The sequence below is a fragment of the Pseudoalteromonas sp. L23 genome, from assembly GCF_021728455.1.
Taxonomy (GTDB): Bacteria; Pseudomonadota; Gammaproteobacteria; order Enterobacterales; family Alteromonadaceae; genus Pseudoalteromonas.
The window spans coordinates 28716-54915 of record NZ_JAKKCW010000011.1 but is presented as its reverse complement, the minus strand read 5'-3'; the positions used below and the strand labels follow the sequence as shown (position 1 = coordinate 54915).

Genomic DNA, 26200 nt, shown 5'->3' with positions numbered 1-26200 from the left:
CTTAAAACTCCAATACCATTTCTGCTGCTTGGCAATGGCATTCAGTACCACAAATAGTACAAACATAGCCGTGATAGATACAGTCGTCTAACCACTTATCATCATGGACTTTAATCAGTTTGCCACCGGCCTTAGTAAAGTATTTTACGGCTCCGTTACCTGGGCTTTGTTTCCAAAGATGTGCAACGCCAGCTCTCGCGCCTTGTTGTGTTAATGCTGTTATTGCGTGTTTTAGTAATTGGGGGCCAATACCTTGGCCCTGTGCGTTCGGTGATACCGCGATACATTTAAAATATGCCATATCATTTTGATCAACAGGCCACAATGTTGGCGAGCACCACTTATCTATAGGCCATTGCCCTGCACTGTATGATGTTCTAAAACCGAGCAACTCACCTTCATTGTTTAGCGCAACAAAGGAAGCATTAATGCCCTCTTTACAGCCTTTTTGGTGCATTTGTTCAATACTTACGTCATCAAGATAATTATCACCATGAACGAGATTGCCAAGTGCGATAACACTGTCGAAATGTTGCGACTGTAAAGGAATGATTTTCATAGGCTGCTCCATTATTGTTATTTGTTGTGAGGTCCTAGCATACCACTTTAATCATGTACCAAAAACGCGAAGATTCGGCAATTTTAACTGGCGCTTTTTGAGTAGTGGTAAGAATAAAAAGTGAACAAAATTTGACAGCGATGTCATTTTGTTAATAATTGTTGAACCGGTGATCTTCACCGTTAACAACAACATGTAAAGGAAAAATATGAAAATTCTAAAATTAGCGACCGCAGTTTCGCTTGCTATAACTGCAAGTCAGGTGATAGCAATGAGTCCGCAACCCGATCCACAAAACCCCAATGGTTATATTGTCTCTCGGGTGGCGTTAAATAATGCAGAAAGCGCGAAAACCAACAACCCTATGTATGCTATTTGGTCTAAAGCACTGGAAACAAGAGAAAATACGGTTGTAGAGGCGATTGTGCCGGGCTTTGTAAGTAATCCTGATAATGTAAAAAGGGCTGAGCGGGTATTTGGTCAAACCCAGTGGCAATTTCTTACCCAAATGGCGGCGCCTGAATACACCTACACGCGTTTTTTACGTGCCATTGGTAAGTTTCCCGCATTTTGCGGCGACTATACTGACGGCCGAGATGCTGATGCAATTTGTAAACGCTCTATTGTGACTGCTTTTGCGCATTTTGCCCAAGAAACAGGGGGGCATATTGCCAAAGATAATACTTCTGATAACCCTCTCGGGTTAGAAGAATGGCAACAAGCTTTGGTGCATGTGCGTGAAATGGGTTGGTCAGAAGGACAAGTTGGTTATACCACAGGGTGTGGACAAAATGACTGGCAAAACCGCCGCTGGCCATGTGGGGCGGGACAAGGATATTTTGGCCGAGGCGCTAAGCAGCTTTCATATCACTTTAACTATGGCGCGTTCAGTGAAGTCATGTTTAACGGTGATGCAACGGTGTTATTAAACAATCCGGGCTTAGTGGCTGACTCTTGGCTAAATTTAGCGTCTGCGATTTGGTTTTTCTTAACGCCGCAAGCGCCAAAACCTGCAATGTTACACGTTATTGATAGAACTTGGACGCCATCATTGCGTGAAAGTGAGGCGGGGATTGGTTATGGCTTTGGTACCACGATTAATATTATCAATGGTGGTATTGAATGCGGCGCGCAAAATAAAGACAAAGGCCAGCCCGTTAACCGTATTCGTTATTGGGAAGGACTCTCGCATTATTACAACATCACCATTGAAGCCGATGAAGAAAATACCTGTTGGCAGCAAACACCATACGGAAGCTTAAATCTTGACGGCGCAACTGATGTACTCTACACCAACTGGGAAGGTGATTGGGCTTATTATGCAGATCGCCCCGGAGGATATTCATTTGAGTGTAAACTCGTGGGGTATCAAACGGCTTATTCAGCGCTTGTACCAGGAGACTACGAGAAATGCGTGACAAACTTTTATCAATCACACGCAAGCTGGCCTGAAGTACGAGTTGTCGATGATTTACCAACCAATCCTACCGAACCGCCTGTTGACGGTGTACCCGCTTGGGATGCCGACAAGGTTTACTTAAAAGGTGATAGAGCGAGCTACAATGGTGTGATCTACGAAGCAAAATGGTGGACTAAAGGCAATATACCTGCTGCCGATGGCTCTGGCCCTTGGTTGGCTGTTAACTAGATAGTGTTGGCGGGTTTCCCGCCTCTATTCTTAATAGATTTATTTTTTTCTAAAACTCACCTTGTATTACTTTTAGTTCTATTTATTTTTTAAAAACACCCCGTCTTATTACTACTGAAATTTTATTGTTATTTATTTGATTTTTTGTTTTTATTAATTGTTTTTTGATCGTTTTTGGTTTTTTATATTTTTTAATATTTAAAAAACTGTATGTTGTGTTTTTCAAGTTTTTGAAAAAAATTCCCAAATTTGTTCTTTGTTTCGCTTAATTGAGTTTTTATTGATGTACATTTTGTTGTTTTTATATGTAACTTCGTTGTGGCTAAGGTGCTAGGATGGTATTCCCTTTTGCTCACAGATTAACCAAAGAGTACTCCGTCCTAAAATCACCTTTCCAATCTGTTCTTCTTCGTTTCGCAGCTAAACGGTCTTTTTACCTTGATGTTGCGCAACTTGTTGAAATAAGGCTAGCCCATTATCAACATCAAATGCACTAACCACATTTAGCGCATTGTACACATTGTCTTTCCAGCATCCTCGAAGCATCTATCAATTGCTATGTGTGGCTTTTGAGGTGCTTCTCGACGAGAATTAATCCATTTTAACAGTGCCTCGAGTAAAGTATCTGCATCTAATGCTCTGATTATATTAGCAACACAATGACGTTTTGGAATGTCATTTTCAAAGGAACAATGATGCCTTAGCCAATCCAGTTGCAGCTCACCAAACTTTTGAATTGATTTCCATCCGTCAGCGCCACTAAATATGGCAATCAAAGTTAATATGTCGACAAGACCATTACATCAGGTTCTTTAATATTAACATCAGTTCTAGGGTCTTCAATTCAGCTTAAATGTGCAATGATGCTCATTGTAACGACCTAAAAAATTGCAATGCTCAATCAGATCATAAAAGCCCAATACTCGTCAATTTACAGTTCGCTCCCGTCCTGAGTAGCTAATTAGGACTTTGTACTAATTTGTTACGTTATAGTGCCTGTTTGACAATCCATGATATAGTCTCTAAGAAAATTTTTGTTAATTTGTTATGGTTGAATATTTTGCTTGGTAGGCAAAATATAATGTATCGAGCACCATTCTAAGGATAGGTTTTATGGTTAAAAGAACAGGTACTTTATTTGCCGTTTCGTCTTTGTTATTTGTTTTTGGTTGCGGTGGAGGGAGTGATTCAAATGATCCTATACCGGATCCAATTAAGCCGCCGCCAGATCCTGTTATAGTTGAGCCCGATCCCAGTGTGTTTATGGACGCAATTGAACAGCAGGGCAAACAGTACGTCGCAGATGCAATTGAAGTAATAACCTCGCAAGGCATAAACTGTACAGATACGACAGCGACCCATGAAATGTGCGATATCGTTAATGTAAAGTTTAATGATGGAGTGTTTGACCAATCTCGGACAAAGTCATCGCAAACATTGCTAGTTTTAGATTATGGAATGGACTTTCATACGGCGCTTAGATACCGCTCTCGAGTCAAGGCTGCGTTTAAATATGACCCTCAATCCAAAACTTTTATCGCGGATAACCCAGAGGTAAACATTTCAAAGCTGGGAGTTAAACTTTTAACAGAGGTCAATCAGTTTACCTTTACGAATGAAAAATTTGACTCTCCGCAGCCTGCATTTCTACCCGCCGCGTGGTTATCTGATCTCGCTATTAAATATAGGGCAGTAGTGCCTGCAGATAAAGCAGATAGAGTCACGAAGCGTAATTTTAATAGTCATGGCACTAAGGTATTTGGTTATCTTGCTCAGCATAACCCTGAGGCAGAGTTTGTTGTTATTGATACCGAGTCTTTCTCACCTTTTATTCAGCATAAAAACGCGCTCTGTGCGCAAGATATTGGCGAGTTTTCCAGTTACATGGCAAGTGCCGCAAGCTCGCTGACGGCGGATATTATTGAAGCGAACGAAGTTGAATTTATTAACTATTCGGGTGGCTTTACGCTACAAGATGTGTATATCGCATGGGAGCAGAATGCGTGTGCGGGAGAGCTGAATAGCGCAAAAGCTACTGAATTTTTATATGCTTTGAAGCCTGTTTATGAGGCAATATTTAGCTCTCCCAAAGCGCTTGCATTTCATGCTGGTAATACTGATGCTGTGACAAGCAATGATGACTTGGATCTAATGCAATTTAGCAATCGAATTCGGGTTTATCAGTATTCAACTTCAGCAAAAAACACGACAATTCAGCCATTTGGAAAATCTGAGTGGCAACAGGTTTATATAGAGCAGCCAGACAGTTTTGTGGGCAATGAAAGCATCGATTTGTATATTAATGTCGGCTATGACCCATACGACAGCACGGCAAAAAATAGTACGCCTAAAATGGAACCTGATGTACTTGGTATGCGCTATGGTGTAGAGCAAGCCTTGTATGGCTCCTCTTGGACAACACCAGTTGCAACATCATACGCGATAAATGAGCAGGTAAAGCTTGCTACTGAAACGGGTGTGAGCACCTTTGACCCTCAGGAGCTAAAAACAAGACTACTACCAGACTCTTGTAATGATTCTGGTGGCTATCAAGGAAACGAGACGCTCGCTAAGTTTATTGAACAAGGGCAGGGGATCTGCCGTATTCAGGACCCATTGCGTCACCGAGCTGATGAGCTCAACCGTATTGGATATTTAAGCCGATAATCGACTCGCTGTAATAATGTAAAAATGAATCGAAGTCGCATATTGTTGTGTGCTTCGATTCATTACCTTAATTTTAGCTAATATCATAAACTCCAATTGAAGCCCCTTGGTATGCGCGCTAAAATAGTGTTTTAGCAATAATCGAGACCATATTGTGTCTGTAACTCGCTCGTTAGTTCAAACTCTGTCTGAGTGCATTGAACATGTACTAGATACTTCTCTTCATGCCGATAAAGCATTAACTCAACTGCTACAGAATAACCCTCAGTGGAGCCTTGATGAAAGGCAATATGTGGTAAGTAACTATTACCATATCTTTCGCTTTAAGCGGTTACTGGCTTACTTACTTGAGCATGAAGAAATGCCGCTAGATGGCTTTGGTTACTGGTTAACTTGCCAAGTTGTTACAGCGCAGCCGCTTCCTGAATGGTTGGATACTGAGCGTTATAATCTGGAAAAGCTACAAAGTTTAATCGAGCAGGCGCCTCAAGCTGTTCGCTTATCTTTACCTGATTGGTTGAATGAGGTTGCAAATGAGCAACTGGGTGAGCAGTGGCCTGCGGTTGCATCCGCACTAAATCAAAGTGCTCAACAATATTTGCGAGTAAATAGCCTAAAAAGCGATATAGCAACAGTGACAGAGTCCTTAGCAAAAGAAGGGATCAAGGTTTCACACGTGGCGCTTGACTCTCATGTCGCGCTAAAAGTTGAGTCCAATAGCCACCTGTTCCGCTCTCAAGCATTTCAGTCTGGTTGGTTTGAAATGCAAGATGCAGGCTCTCAGCAAATTGTACCTTTTTTAGAAATAAAGCCTGGTCATAAAGTGGTTGATGCCTGTGCAGGCGCCGGTGGTAAGAGTTTGCATATAGCGGCGCTGATGGAGAATAAAGGTCGCTTGTTGTCTATGGATATTCACGAACATAAGCTTGAAACGCTGAAACAACGCGCGAAACGTGCAGGTGTGCATGTTGCTGAAACGCGTGTTATTCAAAATAATAAAACCATTAAGCGCCTAAAAGAGAAGTTTGATCGCGTGCTATTAGATGTGCCGTGTTCAGGTCTTGGTGTATTAAAGCGTAATCCAGATGCAAAGTGGCACTTGAATTCGCAAAATTTAGACACACTTATTGCTTTGCAAACCGATATTCTGGCGCGCTACAGTCAAATGTGTAAAGTGGGCGGCAAACTGGTGTATGCAACTTGCTCCATTCTTCCTTCTGAAAATGAGCAGCAGGTTGAACGCTTTTTGGCAAATAACCCCAATTGGCAGTTAGAAGACTCACTACGTTTACTTCCAGGAGTAAATTCAGAGTTTGACGGTTTTTACGCCGCACGATTAGTAAAAAATAGTTAGGAAACGAAATGAACCCAATCATTGCATTACTTAAAGAGCACAATATTTCGGATGAACAGATCCAAGCGGTATTTACCCAGCTGACTGAAAATCCAATGATGGCGATGGCGACTATTCAACAACTAGGTATTCCACCCGAAAAACTTCAACAGTTGATGGGCTTGGTAATGCAAAATCCTGCACTGATCAAAGAAGCAGTTAACGAATTAGGTCTTGATTTTGAAAAGGTTGAGGCTGCAAAAGCGCAGCTAAAACAGTAACATTAATGGCTAGGGCTAGACAAGCTCAGGCTTGTCTAGCCCTAGCTGAATAACTCACATACAGATCAAATTTTGTGAGTAAAACCACTGTATACCCCAAATAAAAATGTGAGAATAAAAGAAAATAGTGACGAGCCTATTGCATAGGCTAGGACTGCCTTACCCCAATTTCTCCACTTTACCAACTCATGTTCCGCCATTTTATAGTTAAGTATTATGCTGTACAAACCAGAAAATAAGAGCGAAAAAATTGCGTAAAGCTGCTCGCCGAAGATACCAAGCAGTAGTGGAATTGAGAATAACAGGACGCTTAAGGTTAGAATGAGTAGGTGTCCTATAGCGTACTCCAGCATTGTGTAGGGTACAGAGCGATACACTAGCTTAGAGGCTAATCCGAGTAAAAATGCCAGGATAAAGACGCGATAAACATGAGTTGCCTCATAAAGTGCGATTTCAGATTGCCATTTGAGCTGATCTTTCGATTCCAAAAGTTGACTGCTGGATATGAAACTGATTTCAAGTAGATGCGAGGCCAGCACGATCACGGTGAGTAGAATAAAACTAAACTTGAAGGGATTACCAAAGCGGCTTCTCTGCCCATTCAAATATCCAAGAATAGTCTTAAAAGGTCTAAGTAATAATCCAAAAAGCAACTTAAAAAAAGGGGATTCGAGTTCAAGCAGTGCGCTTTGAAGCAAAATGCGTAAGTGTTTAAAGGTCAGTCTTGAGGCTTTTTTCTGTCCGCAACCTGAGCAGTACTCGCCAACAAGTTGAGTGTGACAATTTAAACAGTGCGATTGATTGTCAAAATTTGCGTGATCCATAGATGTATTTATTATTTTTTAATATCGATGAATGCTACCTTTTTTTGTCTCTAATAATCAAACAAAATAGGTGTTAAGGCCCACTTTTCCAGTACCCCATCTGAACTTATCGTCGTAAGTACATTACTATCGGAGATGTGTACATCATAAACGGTGCTGCCCAGATTCAGTAGTGCAATTGGCCAACTGACAATCTCTTTTCCCGACGTTAATTCCCATAGCGAAATATATTCCTTAGAAGAGGTGGTTAGCAGAAATTTGTCGTCAGCGACGAATTGCGCACTACGAAAAAACTTGAAGCGCTGAGGATAGGATAGAGATAACACTGCTTGACCTGTGCGCGTATCAATGAATTTTTGGTCTTGCAGGGCGTCTGATACGAACAGCCAGTTTTCATTTTGTGATAATGCCAAACTGGTAATACGATGAGGCAGCTCATAATCTACAGTGACTTCTTTACTAGTTAACTCAAGCTTTTTAGCGTGGCCGTCTAAAGAGGCCGAGTAGAGCGAGGTCAAACTCCGGTTAAAAATCAAATGTGTAATGCTACTTTCATGAAGGTTTATTCTGGTGATGATCTGCTCATCTAAACTCAAAAGTAGTATGCTGCCGTCATTGTAGCCAAGGGCGATAAACTGCTCGTCACTGGACCACAGAGCCTTGGTAACGCGAATGAATGAGTCAAGTTCAGGTAATGGATAACTGACAACTTCGTTTGAGTGTAATTGCCAGATGTTAAGTTGGGTGTCTGAAATACTGAGAATACTGCGCTTGCTCGGCGCTATTAAAGCATCGCGAAAAGTAAGTTGGTATTTACTTCCTTCAATTTGTTTCATCAACTGTTGGCTTTGGTTATCCCATACTTGTAGCAAATGATCGTCAATGAGTAATAAGGTTAGCGCCGCGTCATTTGAAAGTTGGGCGAGGCTGACTGGCAACTGAGTCAATTGTATTTGCTCTGTTGGCTCTAGAGTTTGCCTTTTGCTACATCCGGTGAGGATAAGCAAAGCGACTATCATTGCGTAAAAAGCGAGTCTCATTCTATACCTTAAGTTTTAGCCTTTCCCTCTTTCTCAAAGAAAGTTAAACACATCCTAATGACAGTACCAAAAATGGCTTGTGCTGTATTTATATATCGGCGTAAGGTAAAGCTCCATTAATATTAACCTTGGAGTATGGAGTGAAAGGGTTTCTTGGTTTAGTGTTACTTGCCGCAATTTGGGGTGGCTCATTTTTATTTATGAAGGTGGCTGCCGGTGTCCTTGGTCCTGCTGTACTCATTGAATTTCGAGTCTTATTTGGTGCGTTAACGCTCGCCGCGGTTGCTTTAGTACTAAAGCGTAATTTACATTTTTGGCAGTACAAAAAGCATTTTTTAATCCTCGGACTGTTTAACTCAGCGTTACCTTTTATGTTATTCGCTTATGCCGTGCAAACGCTTGATGCTTCTATGCTCTCAATTTTAAATTCAACCGCACCATTTTGGGGGGTGTTAATCAGTGTGTTTTGGTTAAAAGTGCCGACTCAAAAGTCGGTGTGGCTAGGATGTGGATTTGGGATTGCAGGTGTTATCACACTAGTCGGGTTGGATAGCACTGTATTGGACGAGGGTGCATGGTTACCTATTATTGCAACCCTGTGTGCGACTCTGAGCTATGCGGTGGCCTCTCATTACACCAAAACGGCACCAAAAATGAGCGCATTCAATCATGCCCATGGGAACTTATGGGGCTCTGCGCTATTGGTATTGCCTTTTATTTGGTTTATGCCAATGAGAGAAACGCCTGACTCTACAGTGATAAGTGCGGTAGTTGGACTTGGCATATTATGTACGGGCGTTGCCTATATTCTCTATTTTAAGTTAGTCGAAGATCTCGGCGCGGCGTCTGCTTTATCTGTTACCTTTTTAATTCCTGTGTTTGGGATTTTATGGGGGCATCTCTTTTTACAAGAGCAAATAGGTGCTAACACAATCCTTGGTAGTATTTTAGTTTTGCTTGGAGTCAGTTTAGTAACTGGGTTACAAGAAAAGATATTCCCACCAAAAGCGATGAAGGAGCTGTAGGTGAGAAGTGACAGCCCCTCAACATGGTGCTGTAAAAGCGTTTCCCAGAAACGATAAAAGGGCCTAAAAGGCCCTTTGGTGAAGTATCGTTCAAGTTAGTGTGGTCACTTTAACCCCTTAAAGCAACCAACCAATTGTTTTGCAACTGCGGCTTATCTCAATAAGTTTCTAAGCTAGCGAGAGGAAGAAACCTGCAATTGCTGCACTCATGAGGTTAGCCATAGACCCTGCTAACACTGCTCTGAGCCCTAGGCGAGCGATATCCTTTCTACGACTTGGGGCCATACCACCAAGTCCGCCTAGTAAGATGGCAATCGACGATAAGTTAGCAAATCCACATAAAGCAAATGTGACAATCGCTTGAGTGTGCGTGCTCAACGTATCGCGATAATTCATATAATCTAGGTAGGCAACAAACTCGTTAACTACCAATTTTTGGCCGATAAAACTACCTGCCGTCACGGCTTCCGACCAAGGTACCCCAAGTAGCCAAGCAACAGGGGCAAAGACGTAGCCTAAAATTTCTTGTAGCGTCAGTGTTGGGTAATCAAAAATTCCACCAATACTGCCTAGTAAACCGTTTAGTAGCGCAATAAGTGCCACAAACGCAAGTAGCATTGCACCTACGTTCAGTGCCAAGTGCATACCGCTTGATGCACCAGATGCTGCTGCATCAATTACGTTTACTGGTTTATCATCACCACTATCTACATCAGATAGGTTTTCGTGTGGCTTCTCGGTTTCTGGTACAATCATTTTTGCCATTAAGAAACCACCAGGAGCTGCCATAAAGCTCGCGGCAATGAGGTATTTAAGCTCAACACCAATCGCCACATAGCCCGCCATAACAGAGCCTGCCACCGTCGCCAAACCGCCCACCATAACTGCAAACAACTCTGATTGCGTCATTTTTGGAATAAACGGTTTTACGATCAAAGGGGCTTCCGTTTGGCCGACAAAAATATTTGCCGTAGCTGAAAGCGACTCTGGTCGTGACGTTTGTAGTAACTTTTGCAAGCCACCACCCAAAATTTTAATGATCCAGTTCATAATACCAAGGTGATACAACACAGCAACGAGCGCTGAGAAGAACACGATCACTGGTAATACCTGAATCGCAAAGATAAACCCTAGCGAGTCTTGTTTGGCTAATGGCCCGAACAAGAAACCGATACCGTCATTAGCATAGCTAATCACTTTGGCAACTGCGCTAGACATTGAAGCTAATACATTTTTACCCGCTTCAATAAAGAGTACAAAGCCACCAATAAGGACTTGCAGTAAAAATGCAACGCCTACGGTACGCTTATTAATAGCACTGCGATTTGTCGAACACGCAAATGCTACGCCTAGGAGCATCATCATGCCCACTAAGCTCATAATTGTTGTCATGCCAATTTCCCGTTATTCTTGTAGCAAATATTTTATTTTACTTTTAATAATATCAATCGCAACGCGATTCATACCGCCACGGGTCACAACCAAGTCGGCATTATGCTTGGATGGCTCGATAAACTGATAAAACATCGGTCTTACCGTCGCCTGATATTGTTCTACCACAGATGACAGACTTCTTCCTCTGTGCTCTATATCTCTTTGCATGCGACGCAGCAAACAAATATCCAAAGGTGTATCAATGAACACCTTGATATCAAACTCTTCACTTAATGCAGGATCGCTCAGTAGTAATATACCCTCGACGATTAGTATCTTAGCAGGGTTTACTATTCGGGTTTTATCACTACGTGTATGCTGTCCGTAATCGTAGGTAGGAACCTCTACGGATTCACCTAGGCGAAGCTTAGTTAAATGCTCGCGTAACAACTCGTGTTCAAACGCATCAGGATGATCATAATTCGTTTGAGTACGATGCTCTATAGGTAAATGCGATTGATCTTTATAATAGGCGTCCTCTTCGATTACCGCGATAGTGCCTGAGGCAAGCTCATTCACTAATTCGTTGTAGATCGTTTGACTAAAAAGAGACTTACCAGACGCAGACGCGCCAGCTATGGCTATAATAGTTCGTGTCACTAAAGTTCACACCCAGCAGTTGTTTATGTTGGAAGATCACAATAGCAAAAAAGACACGATTAATCTCTTTTGCCTCGCTTAATGAGCAAATTTAACGGGTTTAGCGGACTCAAAACAGGACTTATGTCCGCTTAAGGGCGACAGAGCCAAATTAGCAAGATCGCAGCTTTTCGTGAATTTTGTGACTATTTTATGACAGCGGACTTATGTCCTGTACGATTTTTTTAACCAAACATAAAGTAACCAACGCTTAAGGTAACCATGTATTTAAGAATAAATAACAGCCTGAGCAGTATAGAGAGGTATCTATGGCAAGAGCAATCATTTTAATGGCGGATAGCCTAGGCATTGGCGCAGCACCGGACGCAGAAAAGTTTGGTGACGTAGGCGCGAATACTCTCGCTCATTTATTACAGGCGTATAAAGAAGAAAAAGGACAAGCGTTAGACTTACCTAATCTTTCTAAACTAGGCCTTATTGCAGCATGTGAAGCTGCAGGTAAAGAAACCTGCGCCGTGGCGCAAACCATAGAGCCAAGTGCTGCTTGGGGATATGCAAAAGAATTATCGAGTGGTAAAGACACGCCGTCTGGCCACTGGGAAATGGCTGGGGTGCCAGTATTGTTTGAGTGGGGTTACTTCCCAAATACTAACCCATGCTTCCCACAAGAATTTATAGATGAGTTGTGCAAACGTGCAGACATCCCTGGTATTTTGGGTAACTGTTACGCGTCGGGCACAACGATTTTAGAACAGCTGGGTGAAGAACACGTACAAAGCGGTAAGCCGATTTGCTACACCTCAGTTGATAGCGTCTTTCAAATAGCCGCTCATGAACAATCGTTCGGACTTGACAAGCTTTATCAAGTATGTGAAATCGCACGGGCACTGCTTGATGAAATGAATATAGGACGAGTGATTGCGCGGCCATTTATAGGCACTTCAAGTGCCGACTTTATTCGTACTGGTAACCGCCGAGACTATTCGGTATTACCGCCTTCGCCGACTGTGCTAGATAAGCTAGCCAATGACGGTGGCGAAGTAATTAGTATTGGTAAAATTGCAGATATTTATGCGCATCAAGGGATCACGCAAAAGCACAAAGCGCCTGGTCTTTTGAATCTGCTAGCAAAGACAAGCGAAGTGATGGACACAGCACCAGACCATAGTCTTATCTTCACTAACTTAGTCGACTTCGATGAAAAGTTTGGTCACCGCAGAAATGCAGTGGGATATGCAGAAGCACTTGCTGAGTTTGACGCATTTTTACCTGAAATTATTGCCAAACTAAAAGCTGATGACTTGCTTTTAGTGACTGCCGACCATGGTTGTGACCCAACCGCAGAAGGCACAGATCATACGCGAGAGTACGTGCCTGTATTGGCGTATACACCGGGTATGAACAATACTCCGTTAGGAGAAAGACAAAGTTTTGCTGACATAGGTCAAACGCTTGCCCAGTGGTTTGATTTAGATGCAACGCAGTACGGTGAAGGCTTTAAGGCCGAGATAAAAGCCTAACTAAAGGAAACAATATGAGCACTCCACACATTAGCGCAAAGCCAGGTGATTTTGCAGAAACGGTATTAATGCCGGGCGATCCACTAAGAGCAAAATACATTGCAGAAAACTTTTTGGAAGATGCTCGTCAGGTAACTGACGTTCGCAACATGTTTGGTTTTACTGGTACTTACAATGGTAAACCAGTTAGCATCATGGGTTCAGGCATGGGTATTCCATCTATGTCAATCTACGCTCGTGAGCTTATTGTTAGCTTTGGTGTTAAGAACCTGATTCGCATCGGTACATGTGGTGGTATTAGTCAAGACATCAAGATCCGCGATGTGATCTTTGCACAAGGCGCAAGCACAGACTCAAATGTGAATCGTGCTCGTGTACGTGGCTATGACTTCGCTGCAATTGCTGATTTTGGTTTATTAGAAAATGGTGTAAACGCTGCTCGCCGTTTAGGTATTGAAGCAAAAGTTGGTAATGTTTTCACTACAGATACTTTCTATCAAGCCGATGGCGAATTTTATAGAGAATTAGACAAGCTAGGCGTAATGGCTGTTGATATGGAAACAGCTGGTTTATACGGTGTAGCGGCTGAATATGGTGCAAAAGCGATGGCACTATTCACAGTAAGTGATCATGTTATTACTGGTGAGGCAACGCCACCAGAAGAACGTCAAAGCACGTTCAATGAAATGGTTAAAATTGCGCTAGAGTCAATTTAATACGATTTGAAAAGTTCCTTGGTAACGTAATCGCAGAGTTTTGGAGACACGCCTAAAACAACGCGAATCACACCCAAAAAAGCCGCTTGAAGCGGCTTTTTTTTTGATCTTGGTCCATCCAAAATTCCCTCGACTAGTTTAAACTACACAAAGGTGGTAGAGTTTTCTAATGATAAGGTATTGGTGTTAGGTGATGACGATTCTTGCTCTGGGCTTTTTTGCGTTGATGGCGAATGCCGAAGTTGACTTAGATGCATTTGAATCTCTGGTTAAGAACGCGCCAGATGAAGCGCTTAAGGTATACCAAAACGCGATTGCTCGGGAGGATCTTCCAGTTCAAGATTTATATCAACTTCATTATCTTGCGATTAGAGCGAGTGCCAGTACATTTAATAATGCCATTTTTATTAAAGCGCTAGATACGCTTAAAGCACCACCCTTTAAGACTTTGGCGGACGAAGACAGGGCGAAGATTCTGACTAATATTGGTGTTGGCTATCGTCGCCGTAACCAGAATGAACAAGCTATTTGGCATTATCGATGTGCAATGAACGCTCCAGCCAGCTTCCAGCATAAGTCTGCACTTAAAGTGAACATCGCGATTGCGTACACGCGCCTTGAACAACCCGCGATTGGCTACAATCTCTTAAAAAGCGTGGATAGAGAAATGTTACCAAGCTTTATGCAAGCAGGGCTGTTAACTGCGCTTGGCAATGCAACATTTGCAATGGGCGAAACCGATGAGGCGCTGAGCTACTTTGTTGATGCGGCGATCCATTACGCAGAAGATGAAAACTATAGAGCTGTGAAGCAGGTATCAATCAATAGTCTTGGGATATACGTACTTAACTCAGACTTCTCCAGCTATCGCAAAGCGCTTGCTAATATTGCAGCAGAACCTGCCCTAATAGAAGATAATCAGCTTTACCTTGGTTGGTTGCGGGAGCTGGTACAACAGCTAGAGCAAAACAAACAAGCCTTAACCGTGTCGACAACAATGAAAGCCTATTCGCTAGGCGCTGCGAATGCAGGATATGCGTCCATGGTGAATGCGCATATTGACAAGTTTAATCTGTCGCTGCCGAAAGTCACTTCACAGGTCATCGTCAGAGATCCGCTTCCTGTTGAATTGGGAAAACACTGGTGCCCGAAACTTTGACAAAGCCAATTTTTTTGCCATGGTTATGTTATCGTTAAATAAATACGGCTTGTGAGTTTTGGAGAAATAATGTCGCAATGGGTAAAAGGAGAAATCGTCGAAATCACACATTGGACGCCCACATTATTTAGTATCAAATTTGAAGCGGATATCGCACCGTTTAAGGCTGGTCAATATACTAAATTGAGTTTGCAACAAGGGGAAAAGCGCATCGCGCGAGCATATTCTTTTGTAAACCCGCCGTCAGAACCAATTCATGAAGTGTTGTTAGTCGAAGTACCCGACGGTAACCTCTCTGTGCCTTTACATCAGCTACAAGTCGGTGATGAGCTCGATGTAACTTACCAAGCAAACGGTTTTTTTACACTAGATGAGCTACCATCTTGCGATACGCTTTGGATGATAAGCACAGGTACAGCGGTTGGCCCATTTTTGTCTATGCTCAGAGAAGGTGATGTGTGGCAGAAGGTTAAGCGGGTGATCCTTATTCATGGTGTACGCCTAAATGCAGATTTGTGTTACCGTGAAGAGCTTGAGCAGTTGCAACAACAAAGAGACGGCTTTACTTATGTGCCGCTCGTCACACGGCAAAAACCAGAGCTCGGTTGTCAGGGCCGTGTCACCGAACTGATAGAAAATAAGCAATTATTAACTCACCTAGGCTATAAGCAGTTTCCTGATAGTAGCCATTTTATGCTCTGTGGTAACCCCGAAATGGTGAAACAATTAAGTGCTCAGTTGCAGAGTATGGGATATGAACGCCACAGGCGAGCCAAACCTGGACAGATCACCGTTGAGCAATATTGGTGAACCTATGCAAGTTCGTGTTATTTATCTCTTGTGCTTGTTGCTGCTGGTAACCGCGAACACTGTATCTGCAGAGCCTAAGGTCATTAGGGTCGTGGACGCAGCAGAAGAAAATGGCACGCCGCAGAACCAATATTTTTTGTCAGTCTTGCGGTTAGCATTGGATAAGTCACGCGAACGTTATGGCGAGTATTGGATAGAGCCGATTGATTTACCAATTAATCAATCACGACAATTTAAAGAATTGCTAAAGCACAATGTCGATGTGTTTTGGACGGTTTCAACAGCCGCTAGAGACACTCAGGCAAAGCCTGTGGCCATTCCCATAGCGTTTGGCAGCTTTGGTATAAGAGTACTGGCTATGAATGTGGCTGACAGCGGCAAGCTTAATGTGCATTTATCGTTATCAGAGCTACAAAAGTTCAACGTTGTTTTAGGGCAGGATTGGCCTGATGTTCATATTTTTGAAAAGGCAGGTTTTACGGTAGAAAAATATGTTGATGGCTTGGCAAGTTATCGAGTGCTTGCAAATAGTGCCGGTAAGATCTTTCCTCGAGGTGTCATAGAAGTAGTACCTGAGCTCAAGGCGTTCGATAACAAGCAAGTGACTTATGGCGAAAAGAACCTGTTGCTCTATCCTTCAATGGTGTACTTCTACGTCCGCAAAGAAGATATTAAACTTTATAAACGCCTAGAGTATGGTTTAACACAGGTGCTTGAAGATGGCTCTTTGGCTGCCCTTTTTTACGACAGTACGATGATGACTGAGCTGAAAAAGCACTTTAATTTACAAGGTGCCGCCATCCATCAAATTGAAAATCCGTTGATTATCTCTAAAAAGCAGCTCGACGCGATTTCTCAATTACAAGTCGAGCTGCTAAAACAACTTAACTATTCACCAGCTCGTTAAAGCTTTGGTTGTCTGCAAGACTCGCAAACGCTGGCTCGTGTTGCAGCTCGTTCTTTAAGTTAGGCGCATATTCCAAAGCCATACGGATGTCGGCCATCGCATCTGCGTGCTTGTAAAGCATCGAGTAAGCACATGCTCGTTGCCAATAGGCATAACCATAGTCACTGTCTATTTCTAGCGCTTGATTACACAAAGCAATTGCCGTGTTGGTTTGACCAAGCTCTAATAAAGCATCGGCTTTGTAGGCAATCGCCTCGACATCTTCAGGTTTGCGATTTAGGATCTCATCGTAAATTTCAATTTTAGAATTCATGTCACTCTCAAGATTTGCCCGCATCCACAGAGAGTGTACTTCATTCGTTATGGATATTTTCTTCTGGTTATTGAGGATTTCTTCAGAGCGTTCGCGTAATTTTTCTTCAATAACCTGAAGGCGCTTTTCATATTCATCGGTGATCGTGCCAACGCGCAGGCTAACGATATCTTCTACTTTACTCTTAATATCTCTAAAAGAAGTCCAACCAACAACCACTAAGATGGACGCGGCCGCTGTGATCAAAAAGAGCACATTGTTGATGGTATCTGTGGTGTAGGTAATCGCGCGATCTGCGGTATCTAGCTGAGAGTGACTGATTTTCTTTTCAATATCAGCTCTTAAGCGCATTTGATCTTCTCTGACAGCTCTTAATTCATCAAGAATATAACGCTCAATTAAGGGCCTATACATGGGCTCTTGTAATTGCGACAAAGCCTGTTGTTGTTGGTTTTCTGTCGGCTTTTTTGACGTTGTTTGTTCATTCGCCATGCTAGTAAAACTACAAGCGACGAGTAGGATAAATAGTACTATGCTTTTCATATTGATGTTCTAGAAACTTTATATTTTTAATATGGTGCATGAGTTAAGGTGGAATTGCAAAAAGCGGAGAAGAAATATTGGCTTATGTAATGAAATTAGCGATTTATAGCCTGATTATACTCTCTTTAACGAGTTTGAGTGCCTCTGCAAAAGAGCTACTGGTGGTGACCGAAGAGTGGAAGCCGTACAACTTCACCAATGACAAAGGTGAGGTTGTTGGGAGAGCAACAAAAAAGGTAAGGGAAGTGCTTGCTGCTGCTGAAGTTGACTACGAGATAAAAGTTTACCCTTGGGTACGGGCAATGAAAATTGCCAAAGAGCGCCCAAATACAATGATTTACTCTATTTATCGTACCGCTGAGCGTGAAACTGACTATGAATGGGCATGCCCTTTGATCCGCCCTGTGGGCGTGTATTTCTTCAAGCTTAAAACGCGCAAAGATATTCAAGTGGCTTCATTGGAAGATGCTAAGCAATACACTTCTGCAGTAGTAAAAGGCAATATCTATTATGATTTTTTGATTCAACACGGATTTACTCAAGGAGATCATTTGATGGTCGCCGCCGACTCCAAAAGCTTTTACAAACTCTTTTTCAAAGGGCGGATAGACCTTGTAATGTCAACGGAATATATCATGAGTGAAGAACTTAAGGCGGCCGGGCTCAATTATGATGAGGTTGTACCTCTGATAGAAGTAACCAAAGCTACTCAACAGCGTGGCTGTATGGCATTTAGCAAGGATACAGAACCTATGTTAATAGAGATAATTAGGCGTGCTCTGGCAAAGCACAATCAAGAGTTTGTTGGACCATAATGGGCAATCCTCAGGGAAAGATTGCCCAGAGTGTTAGGGTACTAATCAATGTTAGTAGCTAAGCTCAATTTGACCAACTGCCACGCTGCCTTTATCCCACGTTGTTCTGCACTTGAAATCCAAAACAGCGCTACTTTCGTAGTTATTGTCTAACATTGTGGTGTAGCTAACAAATTGCTCTTCTGCTACGTTTGGATCAGATATATCTGTCCAATAAAAAGCTTTACCAGTTTCAAACTTGAACCATTTATCGATACCGCCATCACTTACTTTACGTATTCTCGAAATCGAACAGAAGGCATTAGTACCAGTTAATCCTTTAGTTGTTCCATGAACGGTTAGCGTAAATTGGCCAATATTGGCATTTAGCGGCACGCTACAGTTGAAGTAACGATCAGTTCTTAAGTAGGCTGGATTGAAAATAAAGTAGCCATTTCCCGTGGCACCCGCTTGTTCGCTGTGTTTTTGTGTTAACGCCTCTAAGTTACCAACCGCATTTGCATGTTTAGTGAAAGCAGCAGCCTCTAGTTTAGTGTCTAAAGCACAGTTATTTGCACCTGAGTACAATTCCACAGTAGCGTATGCTGAGTTCGCAGCGAATAATGAAACGATAATCGCAAGTTTGGTTTTCATACTAATTCCTTGTTTTAGTTAGCGAAGTGGGTACATTAACAGGGAGAGCTGTTCGTGTAAATTAAATGTTTTTTAAATATTAATGAATGTGTTTTTTAGGAGAGTAAGAAGAAAAGCGCACCACATGGTGCGCCTAATCAGTGCCATGGTGAAGGGGAAATTAACTAAAGGTGTTACACCAATCAAACCCTTCATAATGATAAACGAATGAGCAAAATAAAAAGATCATCATTTTTTAAAGTTTTGCAGCTTGTTGCACTACAATCGCGTGGCGCTTTGCTAATCTTTGGTGATCTTTATCGTATCCGCCACCAATCACGGTTGCGACAGGGACACCATGCTTTTGACATAACGTCAGCACCAGTGCATCTCGTTTCGCAATGCCAAGCCATGAGATATCTAATTTACCTAAGTTATCACCTTGCCAAACATCGACACCAGCGTCGTACAGCACGATATCTGGATTTAGGTCAATCAATAATGACTCAAGCGTATGTGCAACAATTTCGAGGTAGTGTGTGTCACTGATCCCTATTTCTAAGCCAATATCTAAATCGCTAGCATGTTTACGGAATGGGAAGTTTTTCTCACAGTGGATTGAGCAGGTATAAACATACGGGTTGTGCTTCAACATGGCAGCGGTGCCGTCACCTTGATGAACATCCAAGTCAAAGATTAAGGCATTGGTGATCTGATTATTGTCGAGCAGATGTGTGGCCGTAAAGGCGAGATCGTTTACCATGCAAAAACCAGAGCCAAAATCATAATGTGCGTGGTGCGTGCCACCGGCTAAATGGCATGCAATACCATGTTTAAGCGCCAGTTCTGCAGTTTTTAGCGTTCCAAGAGGCGCAGTAAAAGTACGTGCCATAAGCTGCTCTGACCAAGGTAGACCTATACGGCGCATCATTTTAGCGTCGAGTTGATTACGCCATAAGTCCCAAATATATTGCTCGCAGTGCACGCTTTCAAGTGGCGATGGGTCGCCGGGTTCTGGGCTATAAACATTGTTATGAATGAGCCTTAATGCATCTACTTCTTGGTATAGACGCGCAAATTTACTCATCACGAAGCGGTGTTTTGGATCAAAATTGAATGAGTAATTAGCGTGATAAACTAGTGGTAAATTTGGGTTGTTCAAAAACGGCTCCAAAAATGGCGATATGGCAGTGTAGCAATATCAATCTCCGAAGCCGAGCGCTTTAGCTTTTAGTGTTGCTTGCGTTCTGTCTCGTACTTGCAGTTTTGCGAGCAAGCAAGAAACCGAGTTACGGATGGTACCTTCCGCTTTATATAACGTATTGGCGATTTCCTTATTGGAATATCCTTTCGCGATTAGTTTTAAAATATCCTTTTCTCGTGTGGTGAGCTTATCTAAAGTGGGGTCAGGTTTTAGTAAGGTCTCAGCAAGCTCGTCTTGGATGATGAGTTCACCTTGATGAACTTGTCGAACGGCATCAATTAACTCTTCTAAGTCCACGTCCTTAAGAAGGCAGCCTTTAGCACCAAGTTCTAGGGCTAATTTTAGCTTTGCAGTATCGTTGAAGGTAGTGAGGATAATGACTTTAAAGTTTATAGCCAAAGGCAAAAGCTCGGTGAGCACATCGACACCATCTAGCTCAGGCATTCGCATATCTAAAAGCACAATGTCAGCTGTAATTTTGTTTGATTGAACCTGTTGAATGAACTCACTGCCGCTGCCACAGCTTCCAGAACAAATAATGTCACCACTCAGCGAAAGCAGTGCTTGCATACCTTGGCGCACAAGCGCCTGATCATCGACTAGGTAAACTGATATTTTAGCCATTTGTCGCCCCAAAATGGATAGTTAATGTTACGCCTTGATGAGTTGACACATCAAGACTGCCGCCGAGTTCTTGGATCCGCTCCTGCATACCAGCCAGACCATTTCCAAATCGAATACTATTTAAGGTAATGCCGTTATCGCTTATTTGTACTTTTAATCCTTGTTGACAATACACTCGTACTTGCATTTTATCCGCCTTGGCGTGCTTCAAGGTATTGGTGATGGCCTCTTGGCAGCATTTTAGAATGCAATTGGCATAACTTAGTTTCTCGAGTAATGGGTGATGTTCATAGTCGAGTTCAATGTTAAGACGAGGGATAGATTCAGTAAGCCTCAGCAAAGCATCATGGAGATCGATATGCTCGTTGCTACGCTTGTCGCTGACTAAATCGCGAATACATTTTAGGGTGTCTTTAGCTTGCAAATAGCAGCTATCTAATAGCTCGGTCAATGGTGCCGCTGCAGTTCGTCTTGCGACATCTAAATTTACAATCAGACTGGTTATTTGATGTCCAACGTCGTCATGTAACTCTCGTGCTAATTGAAGCCGCTCTTGTTTAGCAATACTTTGGCTTAGCAGAGACTGCGTTGCAGATAGCTGACTGTGGGCGAGTTGTAGCGCTTCTTTGGCTTCTTGTTCCTTTTGCATTCTTTTACACACCACGTACGCAAATAACTGAAAACAGGCAAATAACACTGCGTTGAGATATTCAAAGCCATGTCCCCAAAAAAAGTATTGCGACGCAACATACAAGCAAGAGGTAACTAGGATATATCCAAGCGCAAAGCTCAAAGGAACATAAAAAGCAAGGATCCCAACGAGTTTTACATTGTAAATGAGATGAATTGCGGCGGGGGAGGTAAGATTAATTGACTGGATCAAAAGCGCCAATACAAACAGCATCGAATATCTAACCTTGTAGCCATAGTATTTTTCGGATTCATTGATACATAAAAGCACGAGGATCAAAACACCGATATGCTGTACCCAAGGCAGCCATTGTGCTTTTTGCTGAGCATAAACCAAACTTGGTATTGCAACGGCTAACCAAGTGAAAATGGTTGTTACTAACCAAGCCGTCGGATAGCGAAAAAACGCCGACATCTACTTACTCCGCTAAAAACCTGCTCTGCAGGTATTATTCCTTTATTCTCTTGCGAACCTATCCTAGCAGATATTTGTGACTCTGTGATGATGACGAATGTCATAAGTTTTACATTGTAAATCAAAGTGCAATAACAGTTTTTCATCCTTAATAGTGCATTGATTTGTGGCACCACTATTCCTGTTCTATCTTTATGTAACAATCTTTTCATAATTAGGGATACTCAGAATGAAAAGTGTAAAGGCAAAACTTATTTCTGCGGTAACAGCGGGTTTAGTGGTAATGCTCATCGGGGCGATGGTTACTGTTTTGGTGATGAAACGCGTAGCGGAACAGTATGACAACATGATAGACAATGAATTGGCTGCTCGCGAGCAAATAAACATAGTGCTCGATGATTTCAAAACCCAAGTACAAGAGTGGAAAAATGTACTCATTAGAGGAAGAGATCCTGCCCAGCTAAATAAATATTGGTCAAGATTTGAAACCAAAGAAGCTGAGGTACAAAAACAACTCAGTTCAATTGTTTCAGCCTATACGTTACCACCTACCCTAGAAAATAAGTTGCGTGAATATCAAAAAGAGCACCTCACCTTAGGACAAAAATATCGTGAAGCGGTGGATCTATTCAAAAGTTCAGGCTTTGATATTAACCTTGCTGATGCTTCTGTGAGTGGAATAGACCGCCAAGCAAGTGTGTACCTACTTGAAATTAATGAGCAAATTAACGCGTTAGTAGACACGAGAACGAGCGAAATTGTCGCAACAAAAAACCAACTTATCTTTTTTAGTACCCTAGGACTCATCGTTGTTGCGCTTGTGACTTTAGGATTACTGACTTGGTATATGCAGCATTTAATCACTCGTCCAATCCGCCGTGCATCTGATGTGGCAAAGGCAATTGCGAGTGGTCGATTAGACAACAAAGTCGTTGTACACAGTGACGATGAAATAGGTAACTTACTGACAAATCTACGGCAAATGCAAACTAGCTTACTTGATGCGACCCAAAAGCTAGAGCTACAAGCAAAAGAAAACTTACGGATCCGTTATGCGCTAAATAACGTGGCCGCGCCCGTGCTTTTATGTGATGACAGTAATCAAGTGATCTACGTAAACGCACAATGTGAGTCTCTATTTGATCGTTACCGCACTGCGCTAAGCGTGCCTACTGAAATTGTTAATCATCCAATTCCCGAAGCTTTACTTCACAGCTCTAAAGCACTACACCAAGCCTCGGGTCAATTAGTACGCCAGTTAGAGTGGGAGTGGTGCGTAGGTGACATAATCATTGCGGCAACCGCCAACCCAGTTTCCGATCAAAATGGTAGGGTGTTAGGTACGGTATTTGAATTTAAGGATTTAAGTCAGACAAGACGTGCGGAGCAACAGGTTGAACAGCTCATTCAATCAGCTTCCGATGGCAAACTAAGTGAACGTCTAAACCTTGAGGGATACGTTGGCTCCATGAAATTAATAGCCAGCGGACTTAACAAACTACTTGATGCTGTTGAGCAACCCATTAGTCAAACAAAGCAATATCTTACTTCGCTTTCAAAAGGAGAAATTCCTGAGCAGATTAACGGTGAGTTTAAGGGCGAATTTGCGCAAATACATATGGCCTTACAACGTGCCACGTCTTCGCTTTCGTTACTTATTGAAGATACTTACAGTTTAGTTGCCGCTGCAGGAGAGGGGAGGCTTTCTACTCGGGCGGATGAGGCTAAACACCAAGGTGAATTTCGAAAAATCATTCGTGGTGTTAATGAAACACTTGACGCGGTCTCTAAACCCGTTGCACTTACAAGCGGATATCTAGAAAGTATCGCAAAAGGAGAGTTACCCGCATTCACGAATGATGGTTATAAAGGAGAATTTGATAGCATCTATCAAAGCCTCTTCGCTTGTGTTGGTGCGATAAAATTGATGCTAATCGATGCCGAAAAGCTTGCTGAAGCGGCCAGTGAGGGAGACTTACAACATAGAGCTGATGCCAGTAAACACCACGGCGCATACGCCAGTATAATCACAGCCATGAATGAAACGCTGGACTCGATAGAAGCGCCGCTTAAGGAGTGCATGAATGTGATGGATGGGCTATCTCAAGGCAATTTAACTCGCCAAGTTGAAAAAAGCTATGCAGGTGATTTTGCGCTGTTGAAACAATCTGTGAATACCAGCGTTGGCAACTTAGCCAATATGATGCAAAAGCTGCTGGCCATGGCGGAATCCATCACTGTCTCGGTACAGCAGATCACCACAGGTATTGAAGAGTTAAGTGAGCGGTCCTCTTCTCAAGCCGCATCTATTGAAGAAACACGAGTATCAGTCGGTGAAATCACCGAAACCGTGCACTCAAACGCCAATAATGCGCAATCTGCTAATCAGTTGGCTATAGAAGTTAACCAGCAAGCACAGCAAGGTGGAAAGGTTGTTGAGTCAACGATTGAGGCAATGACCGAGATTAGTAAGAGTGCCAAAGAAATACTCACAGTCATTGAGGTTATTGATTCCATTGCATTTCAAACTAACTTATTAGCACTGAACGCCTCTGTTGAAGCTGCACGAGCGGGAGAAAAAGGAAAAGGTTTTGCGGTCGTTGCCTCAGAAGTAAGAAATTTAGCGCTGCGTAGTGCAAGTGCCTCAAAGGATATCTCTGAGCTGTTGGGAAGCAGTAACGTCAAAGTGAAGCAAGGGTCTAAGCTGGCTTCAGAATCCGGTGAAACGCTAAAAACCATTGTGGAAAGTGTATATGGGCTTGCATCGCAAGTGCAAACGATCGCTGAGGCTTGCAATACGCAATCGAGTGGTATTGAGCAAATTAATCTAGCGATTAAACAAATTGATGGTATTACGCAGCAAAACAATACCTTGGTAGAGATGACGAATGCATCGGGGCTGTCGTTGTTGAGTAAAGCTAATGAATTGCGAGAGATGGTTGAGCGGTTTGATATCGGCAAGACTAAAGCGGAGTTGATGAAAGTGGTGAGCTAAAGATCAGCAAAATCTAGCATGTACGGTTGCTGACCTTTATTGTTTTTAGGAACATCACGTGACATGATTGGCGTAATTAGATGGCTTTTTAGCCGCTAACAATGTTAAGGGATAAGGCATAAACCATGGTTACACCAATCATCATTATACTGTTACTTTGCGGCCCGTTATTGTTCGGTGTTATCTATTCAAAGATAAGAGACGTACAGGTAGAGGCAGCAACGCTTGCCTGTTGGGGTCTCGGTATCGCATTTATGTTCTTTTTTATTGGCCATATCGTAAAAGCACAAGGGATGGTAGAAATGTTACCTAGTTGGGTGCCGTATAGGCTTCCTTTGGTGTACTTCACTGGTGTCATCGAACTCGTAGTAGCGATTCTGTTATTTATACCAAAATACCAATTACCTGCAGCAAAAGCGGCAATTGCCATTTTTATGCTGTTTTTTCCCGCAAATGTGTATGCCGCGCTCAACAGCGTTGGCCTAGGAGGACATCAGTGGGGACCAGTTTATTTGCTAATTAGAGCACCACTGCAAATCATATTGATTGCTTGGGCATATTTTATGTGTGTAAAACCGCTATCAATGCCTGTGGCTGAAATTAAATAAAGCTCAGCTCAAGCAGAACACATAAACAGAAAGGGGTGTGAGATTTACCCGCTTCCCTTTCTGCATTTCGCGACTAGACTATTGGTCGTTTGCTTTTTCATTCTCTAAGCAAGGTATACCAGCCAAATGATCAGCCAAAATTTGTGCTATTTTGTCGGTTAGCCAGCTCGGACCTTCGTCAGTCATGTCATTGTGTTTTGCGGTCGCTATCGTGACAACACAATCCTGATATTTGTGCTTTTCAGTACGACTTGGCAACACCCCTTTGTCCGCTGGAAAGTCACTTGCACGTATCGACAATACCTTTACATCAAGGCTTCTCGGTAATGGCACTCTGCGATGATCTAGCGTAATGATTTGGTTTACAAATTTAGCCCCGTGATTGATTAACCATGCTGAAATGTCGCCGCCATTAGAATGGCCAATTAAGAGGATATGCTCAAAATCAAAGGTGGTGAATTTTGGCTTAAAGTAATCGTGAATAAACACCAGCGTATCAGCGCCCCGTTGCCAGTTTTCTGCGCGTGTTTCGTATAAGTTCCCCTCGACGGAAAGAGGAGGATCAGTTGCAAGCTCATGGCCTACAGTAATAACCAAATATCCAGCTCGGTTTAGCGTCTTGACCAAAAATTGATAGTCAGTATGTGAGACACCATAGCCGGCGCTTAGCAGTGCAACAGGACAAGGTGCCGCTTTTGAACAGTGATTGATGTCGGTTGGCAAATGAGTTTCTACTGGAATTGCTCTATCACGAGCTGGATCAATTACAGTTTCAGCGGCCAAAACGAATGGCAGACATAATAATAATAAAAGTGGGCGTAACATATTTATCCTAAAAAATAGTGGCGCTCGGCAAAA

Annotated in this window: 24 protein-coding genes; 13 read left to right on the top strand and 11 right to left on the bottom strand. The window is 42.6% G+C overall.

Annotation, left to right across the window (positions count from 1 at the left end):
- Position 1: 1 nt before the first annotated feature.
- On the bottom strand, positions 2-559 hold the full coding sequence (locus L3V43_RS17260; RefSeq protein WP_237117086.1) for a GNAT family N-acetyltransferase: 558 nt from the start codon (positions 557-559) through the stop codon (positions 2-4).
- Between the two features lie 208 nt (positions 560-767).
- On the opposite strand from L3V43_RS17260, the gene L3V43_RS17255 reads away from it, so the two are divergent.
- The 4 genes from L3V43_RS17255 (at position 768) to L3V43_RS17240 (ending at position 6488) form a co-directional block, all read left to right on the top strand.
- A complete protein-coding gene (locus L3V43_RS17255; RefSeq protein WP_237117087.1) occupies positions 768-2207 on the top strand; it encodes a chitinase in 1440 nt (479 codons plus the stop codon).
- 1113 nt (positions 2208-3320) lie between these two features.
- A complete protein-coding gene (locus L3V43_RS17250) occupies positions 3321-4874 on the top strand; it encodes a hypothetical protein (protein ID WP_237117088.1) in 1554 nt (517 codons plus the stop codon).
- Between the two features lie 154 nt (positions 4875-5028).
- On the top strand, positions 5029-6228 hold the full coding sequence (locus tag L3V43_RS17245; RefSeq protein WP_237117089.1) for an RsmB/NOP family class I SAM-dependent RNA methyltransferase: 1200 nt from the start codon (positions 5029-5031) through the stop codon (positions 6226-6228).
- A gap of 8 nt (positions 6229-6236) precedes the next feature.
- On the top strand, positions 6237-6488 hold the full coding sequence (locus tag L3V43_RS17240; RefSeq protein ID WP_010369956.1) for a DUF2999 family protein: 252 nt from the start codon (positions 6237-6239) through the stop codon (positions 6486-6488).
- A 65-nt stretch (positions 6489-6553) separates the two neighbouring features.
- Here L3V43_RS17240 and L3V43_RS17235 read toward each other — a convergent pair whose 3' ends face one another.
- Together L3V43_RS17235 and L3V43_RS17230 are read right to left on the bottom strand one after the other, a co-directional pair.
- Positions 6554-7312 carry a DUF3667 domain-containing protein gene (locus L3V43_RS17235; protein ID WP_227387705.1) on the bottom strand — a complete coding sequence of 253 codons (759 nt, stop codon included), beginning with the start codon at positions 7310-7312 and terminating at the stop codon, positions 6554-6556.
- A 50-nt stretch (positions 7313-7362) separates the two neighbouring features.
- Positions 7363-8352: a hypothetical protein gene (locus L3V43_RS17230; RefSeq protein ID WP_237117090.1), complete on the bottom strand. Its 990-nt coding sequence runs from the start codon at positions 8350-8352 to the stop codon at positions 7363-7365.
- 140 nt (positions 8353-8492) lie between these two features.
- On the opposite strand from L3V43_RS17230, the gene L3V43_RS17225 reads away from it, so the two are divergent.
- A complete protein-coding gene (locus tag L3V43_RS17225; RefSeq protein ID WP_010603724.1) occupies positions 8493-9377 on the top strand; it encodes a DMT family transporter in 885 nt (294 codons plus the stop codon).
- Between the two features lie 168 nt (positions 9378-9545).
- Here L3V43_RS17225 and L3V43_RS17220 read toward each other — a convergent pair whose 3' ends face one another.
- Both L3V43_RS17220 and udk read right to left on the bottom strand, forming a co-directional pair.
- Positions 9546-10769, bottom strand: a complete 1224-nt coding sequence (locus tag L3V43_RS17220; protein ID WP_010369948.1) for a NupC/NupG family nucleoside CNT transporter — start codon at positions 10767-10769, stop codon at positions 9546-9548.
- A gap of 12 nt (positions 10770-10781) precedes the next feature.
- The gene (udk, locus tag L3V43_RS17215; protein WP_010603723.1) at positions 10782-11411 is read right to left on the bottom strand and encodes a uridine kinase; all 630 of its coding nucleotides are present in this window, start codon (positions 11409-11411) and stop codon (positions 10782-10784) included.
- 308 nt (positions 11412-11719) lie between these two features.
- Here udk and L3V43_RS17210 point away from each other — a divergent pair, with 308 nt between their 5' ends.
- The 5 genes from L3V43_RS17210 to L3V43_RS17190 all read left to right on the top strand — a co-directional run bounded on the left by L3V43_RS17210 (position 11720) and on the right by L3V43_RS17190 (position 16523).
- Positions 11720-12931 (top strand): phosphopentomutase, encoded by a 1212-nt coding sequence (locus L3V43_RS17210; protein ID WP_010603722.1) that lies wholly within the window; start codon positions 11720-11722, stop codon positions 12929-12931.
- A 14-nt stretch (positions 12932-12945) separates the two neighbouring features.
- Positions 12946-13647, top strand: a complete 702-nt coding sequence (gene deoD, locus L3V43_RS17205; protein ID WP_102058407.1) for a purine-nucleoside phosphorylase — start codon at positions 12946-12948, stop codon at positions 13645-13647.
- A gap of 193 nt (positions 13648-13840) precedes the next feature.
- Complete coding sequence (locus tag L3V43_RS17200; protein ID WP_010603720.1) at positions 13841-14806, top strand: hypothetical protein; 966 nt, start codon at positions 13841-13843, stop codon at positions 14804-14806.
- 69 nt (positions 14807-14875) lie between these two features.
- Positions 14876-15616 carry a ferredoxin--NADP reductase gene (locus tag L3V43_RS17195; protein ID WP_237117091.1) on the top strand — a complete coding sequence of 247 codons (741 nt, stop codon included), beginning with the start codon at positions 14876-14878 and terminating at the stop codon, positions 15614-15616.
- Between the two features lie 4 nt (positions 15617-15620).
- Positions 15621-16523 carry a hypothetical protein gene (locus tag L3V43_RS17190; protein ID WP_199539711.1) on the top strand — a complete coding sequence of 301 codons (903 nt, stop codon included), beginning with the start codon at positions 15621-15623 and terminating at the stop codon, positions 16521-16523.
- Here L3V43_RS17190 and L3V43_RS17185 read toward each other — a convergent pair.
- On the bottom strand, positions 16501-17379 hold the full coding sequence (locus L3V43_RS17185; protein WP_102058410.1) for a tetratricopeptide repeat protein: 879 nt from the start codon (positions 17377-17379) through the stop codon (positions 16501-16503). The two genes, L3V43_RS17190 and L3V43_RS17185, sit on opposite strands and share 23 nt — an antisense overlap.
- An 89-nt stretch (positions 17380-17468) precedes the next feature.
- Here L3V43_RS17185 and L3V43_RS17180 point away from each other — a divergent pair, with 89 nt between their 5' ends.
- Positions 17469-18194: a transporter substrate-binding domain-containing protein gene (locus L3V43_RS17180; protein WP_237117092.1), complete on the top strand. Its 726-nt coding sequence runs from the start codon at positions 17469-17471 to the stop codon at positions 18192-18194.
- Positions 18195-18245: 51 nt separating this feature from the next.
- On the opposite strand, the gene L3V43_RS17175 is transcribed toward L3V43_RS17180, so the two are convergent.
- From L3V43_RS17175 to L3V43_RS17160, 4 genes are all read right to left on the bottom strand, one after another.
- Positions 18246-18827 (bottom strand): hypothetical protein, encoded by a 582-nt coding sequence (locus L3V43_RS17175; RefSeq protein ID WP_010603715.1) that lies wholly within the window; start codon positions 18825-18827, stop codon positions 18246-18248.
- A gap of 235 nt (positions 18828-19062) precedes the next feature.
- Positions 19063-19968: a histone deacetylase gene (locus L3V43_RS17170; RefSeq protein ID WP_010603714.1), complete on the bottom strand. Its 906-nt coding sequence runs from the start codon at positions 19966-19968 to the stop codon at positions 19063-19065.
- 39 nt (positions 19969-20007) lie between these two features.
- Positions 20008-20634, bottom strand: a complete 627-nt coding sequence (locus L3V43_RS17165) for a response regulator transcription factor (protein WP_237117093.1) — start codon at positions 20632-20634, stop codon at positions 20008-20010.
- Positions 20627-21739: a histidine kinase gene (locus L3V43_RS17160; protein WP_010603712.1), complete on the bottom strand. Its 1113-nt coding sequence runs from the start codon at positions 21737-21739 to the stop codon at positions 20627-20629. The genes L3V43_RS17165 and L3V43_RS17160 overlap by 8 nt, the downstream gene beginning before the upstream one ends.
- A gap of 229 nt (positions 21740-21968) precedes the next feature.
- Here L3V43_RS17160 and L3V43_RS17155 point away from each other — a divergent pair, with 229 nt between their 5' ends.
- Together L3V43_RS17155 and L3V43_RS17150 are read left to right on the top strand one after the other, a co-directional pair.
- Entirely contained in the window at positions 21969-24734 is a 2766-nt protein-coding gene (locus tag L3V43_RS17155; RefSeq protein ID WP_237117094.1) for a methyl-accepting chemotaxis protein, read from the top strand.
- A gap of 125 nt (positions 24735-24859) precedes the next feature.
- Positions 24860-25342, top strand: a complete 483-nt coding sequence (locus L3V43_RS17150; protein ID WP_010603710.1) for a hypothetical protein — start codon at positions 24860-24862, stop codon at positions 25340-25342.
- A 78-nt stretch (positions 25343-25420) separates the two neighbouring features.
- Here the strand turns inward: L3V43_RS17150 and L3V43_RS17145 are convergent, their stop codons facing one another.
- Positions 25421-26167 carry an alpha/beta hydrolase gene (locus L3V43_RS17145; protein ID WP_235368221.1) on the bottom strand — a complete coding sequence of 249 codons (747 nt, stop codon included), beginning with the start codon at positions 26165-26167 and terminating at the stop codon, positions 25421-25423.
- Positions 26168-26200: the final 33 nt, after the last annotated feature.